At 77.1% G+C, this 3643-nt stretch carries 2 protein-coding genes; both read left to right on the top strand.

What is annotated here, in order from left to right; translation table 11 throughout:
* Window positions 1-75 precede the first annotated feature (75 nt).
* Window positions 76-1938, top strand: a complete 1863-nt coding sequence (murJ, locus tag AC0CYZ_RS13220; RefSeq protein WP_472215998.1) for a murein biosynthesis integral membrane protein MurJ — start codon at window positions 76-78, stop codon at window positions 1936-1938.
* 167 nt (window positions 1939-2105) lie between these two features.
* The coding region (locus AC0CYZ_RS13225) for a protein kinase family protein (protein ID WP_472216000.1) at window positions 2106-3643 on the top strand (1538 nt) is incomplete at its 3' end.

A 3643-nucleotide genomic window follows, 5' to 3' on the forward strand; every position in this document is an offset into this window, starting at 1 on the left:
CCACCGCCGGGACCCCCGGGTCCGCCTGGACCGCCGCCCGGTCCGGGCCGGCCGGGCGTCGGGGGCCGGGACGCCGTGACGGTGCCCTCGCGCGCGATCCCCGCTGCTCCGGTCCCCGGGGCCCCGGTCCCCGGCTCCGACGGGCCGACCGAGACCGACCTCGTCCCCGCGCGCGTCGAGGAGGCCACCACCCGCATGGCGGCCCTGGCGCGCCCGGAGACCGACCGGTCGGCCCCGCTCGCGTCGTGGACCGTCGGCGACTCCCCGGACGAGACCGTCCTGCTCCCGCGCCCACCGCTCGAGCAGGACGCCTCCGCCGTCCCCGCCCCTCGCGCGCCGAGCGATGACCGCGACGACTCGTCGCTGGTCAAGGCCTCGAGCGGCATGGCGGTGGCGACGCTGGTCAGCCGCCTCACCGGCTTCCTGCGCACCCTGGCGCTGGCCGCCACCATCGGCCTCGGGCTCGTCGGCAGCTCGTTCAACATCGCGAACACGCTGCCCAACATCATCTTCGAGCTGCTGCTGGGCGGCGTCCTGACCAGCGTCGTCATCCCCGTGCTGGTGCGGGCCGCCAAGGAGGACGGCGACGAGGGCGACGGGTTCGCCCAGAAGCTGCTCACCGGTGCCGCGGTGGTGCTCCTCGGGGCGACGACGCTCGCCGTGCTCGCCGCACCCCTGCTCGTCCAGCCCTACATCGAGAACGAGGCCAACCGGCCGCTGGCCACCGACTTCGCCTACCTGCTCCTGCCCCAGATCTTCTTCTACGGCATGGGGGCGCTGTTCGGGGCGATCCTCAACGCCCGGGCGGTGTTCGGGCCCGCGGCGTGGGCGCCGGTCCTCAACAACGTCGTCGTGCTGGTCTCGCTCGCGGTCTACTGGATGCTGCCGTCACCGGCCGACGGCAGTCCGATCAGCTCGGCCCAGCTGCTCGTCGTCGGGGTCGGCAGCACACTCGGCATCGTGCTGCAGGCCGTGGTGATGCTGCCCGCGATGCGGCGCACCGGGTTCCGGTGGCGCTGGCGCTTCGGCTGGGATCCGCGGCTCACGTCGTTCGGCGGGCTCGCGGCCTGGGTGATCGGCTACGTCGTGGTCAGCCAGATCGGCCTGACCGTCATCCTGCGGGTGGCGTTCTCGGCCACCGACGGCGGTCCGTCGATCTACTCGAACGCCTGGCTGCTCATCCAGGTGCCCTACGGCGTGCTCGGGGTCTCCCTGCTGACCGCCCTCATGCCGCGGATGAGCGCGGCGGCGGCGAACGGGCGCCTCGACCAGGTGGTCGACGACCTCTCGCTCGGCTCGCGGCTCTCCACGGTGACGCTGCTGCCGGTCAGCGTCATCCTCACCGTGTTCGGCTCGCAGCTCGGCGTCGCGATGTTCTCCGTCGGCCGCGCCGGCGGGTCGTCGGCCGAGGCGCTCGGCGCCACGCTCTCGGCCTCGGCGTTCGGGCTGCTCCCGATGGCCGTCGTGATGCTGCAGCTGCGCGTCTTCTACGCCATGGCCGACGCCCGCACCCCCACCCTGATCATGGTCATCATGACCGCGGTGAAGGTGCCGCTGGCCTACCTGTGCCCGGTCCTGCTGCCCCCCGACCAGGTGGTGCTCGGCCTGGCCGCGGTCAACGCCTTCGGCTTCGTCGTCGGTCTCGTGGTCGGCGACGTGTGGCTGCGCCGGCGCATCGGGCGCCTCGACAGCCGCCGCGTGGCGCGCACGGTGCTGCTCACCGGCATCGCCTCGGTGGTGTCGGTGCTGACCGCCGTGCTGGTGGTGACCGTCCTCGAGCGCTTCCTCGGCGGGGCGGGCGCCGTCGCGAAGGCGTGGCTCACCGTGGGGGTCGGCGGGGTCGTCTCGCTCGCCGTGCTGGTGGTCGCGATGCGGCTGCTGCGGGTGCCGGAGCTCGACCCGGTCGCCTCGCGCCTGCGCCGGCTCGTCGGTCGCTGACCGCAGCTCGCAGGTCCGGCGGGGTTGCCCCGTCGTGACGGGTGTCGCCGCGGCCGCCGGGTCCACGACGGGCGGGCCGGTGTCCCGTACGCTCGCCTGCGACGGGGGCGTGCGGTCTCGGGGACCCGGGCCGCCCAGGGGTGTGGCGAGGGCGCCGGAGGTGAGGGGTGGACGACGCGATGGCCGGCGGCCGCGCGCCCGGAACACCGCGAGCCGCCCTCGCCGAGCCGTCGGGCGCCGTCGAGGTCGCCCCGCTCGGGCGTCCCGGCGAGGACGCCGACGTCGAGCCCGCCGAGGACCCCCACGTGGCGCCGACACCCGCCGGGTCCGCCGACGACGGCACCGCGCCGGACGGATCGGGTGAGCGCCCCGCCGCCGAGGCGCCCGAGGGCCGTCCGGAACCCGGGACCGGCGCCGCCGACGACGTCCCGACGACCGCCGTGCCCCCGGTCCCCGAGGCCCCGCGCCTCGACGGGCCGACGACGTTCCTGCCCGAGGGGACCCGCCGCGGCGGCACCGGCGGCCGGTCCGCCGGCGGCCGCGGCGGGGCCGTCCCCGGCCGTCGGGGCGGGGCGCCCTGGGGCCCCCGTGCGCCCGCCTCGGGCCCGATCGCCGTCGGGCGCGACGGTGCGATCGTGCCCGGCACCGTCATCGCCGACCGCTACCGCCTCGTCGCCGAGGTCGGCCGCGACCGGTCCGCGGACGCCGTGCTGTGGAAGGCGCGGGACACGACGCTGGAGCGCGACGTCGCCATCACGATGCTCGTCGGCGGCTGGCAGGCCGACGTGCGGGCGTCGTCGGCCCTCTCGCGCGCCACCCGCTCCGCCCACTTCTCCCACCGCCACGCGGCCCGCGTGCTCGACGTCGTGCAGCCCGGGTCCTCCCGGTTGCCCGCCGGCGTGCTGGGCGCCGCGGTGGCCGAGTGGACCCCCGGGCGCGATCTCGCCGAGCTCGTCGCCGGCGGACCGCTGAGCCCGAGCGCGGCGCTGCGGGTGGTCGAGCCGCTGGCCCAGGCGGTCGCCGACGCCCACCGCGCGGGCCTCGTCCTCGGCATCGACCACCCCCAGCGCGTCCGGGTCACCGCCCGGACCGCGGCGCGGCTCGCCTTCCCGATGCCGCGCGGGGACGCGACGGTCGACGACGACGTCCGCGGTCTCGGCTCGGTGCTCTACCTGCTGCTCACCGCCCGGTGGCCCGCCACCGACGGCAGCACGCCCGCCGGGCTCAAGGCCGCGCCCCGGACCGCGTCCGGGGCCACCGTGCCGGTCCGTGACCTGCGCCCGGGGCTGCCGGTGGGGCTCGCCGCCCTCGTCGACCGCACCCTCGACGCCACCGGCGGCATCCGGACCGCCGCCGCCGTCCACGGCCTGGTGCGCCAGCTGCGCGAGGGCGCCGAGGACGACGGCGTGCTGCTTCCGCTCACCGAGGACGGCGTCCAGCTCGACGACGACCCGGGCACGGTGTGGCAGCCCGACGACGACGAGGCCCCCGAGGAGCACGACGCCGCGACGCGCCGCAAGCTGCGCATCGGGGTGACGCTGCTGGTGGTCGCGGTGCTCGCGATCGTCGCGTTCGTGGCCTTCCAGGCGGTGTCCCTGGTCGGGGGCGGGCCGTCCTCGGGCCCGCCGCTGGTCATCCCGACCTCCGCCGCCCCGGCCCCGGCGCCCGGTCAGGTCGCCGCGCCGGCGGTCCCGCCGCCCGCACC

This window comes from Actinomycetospora sp. (assembly GCF_055612215.1).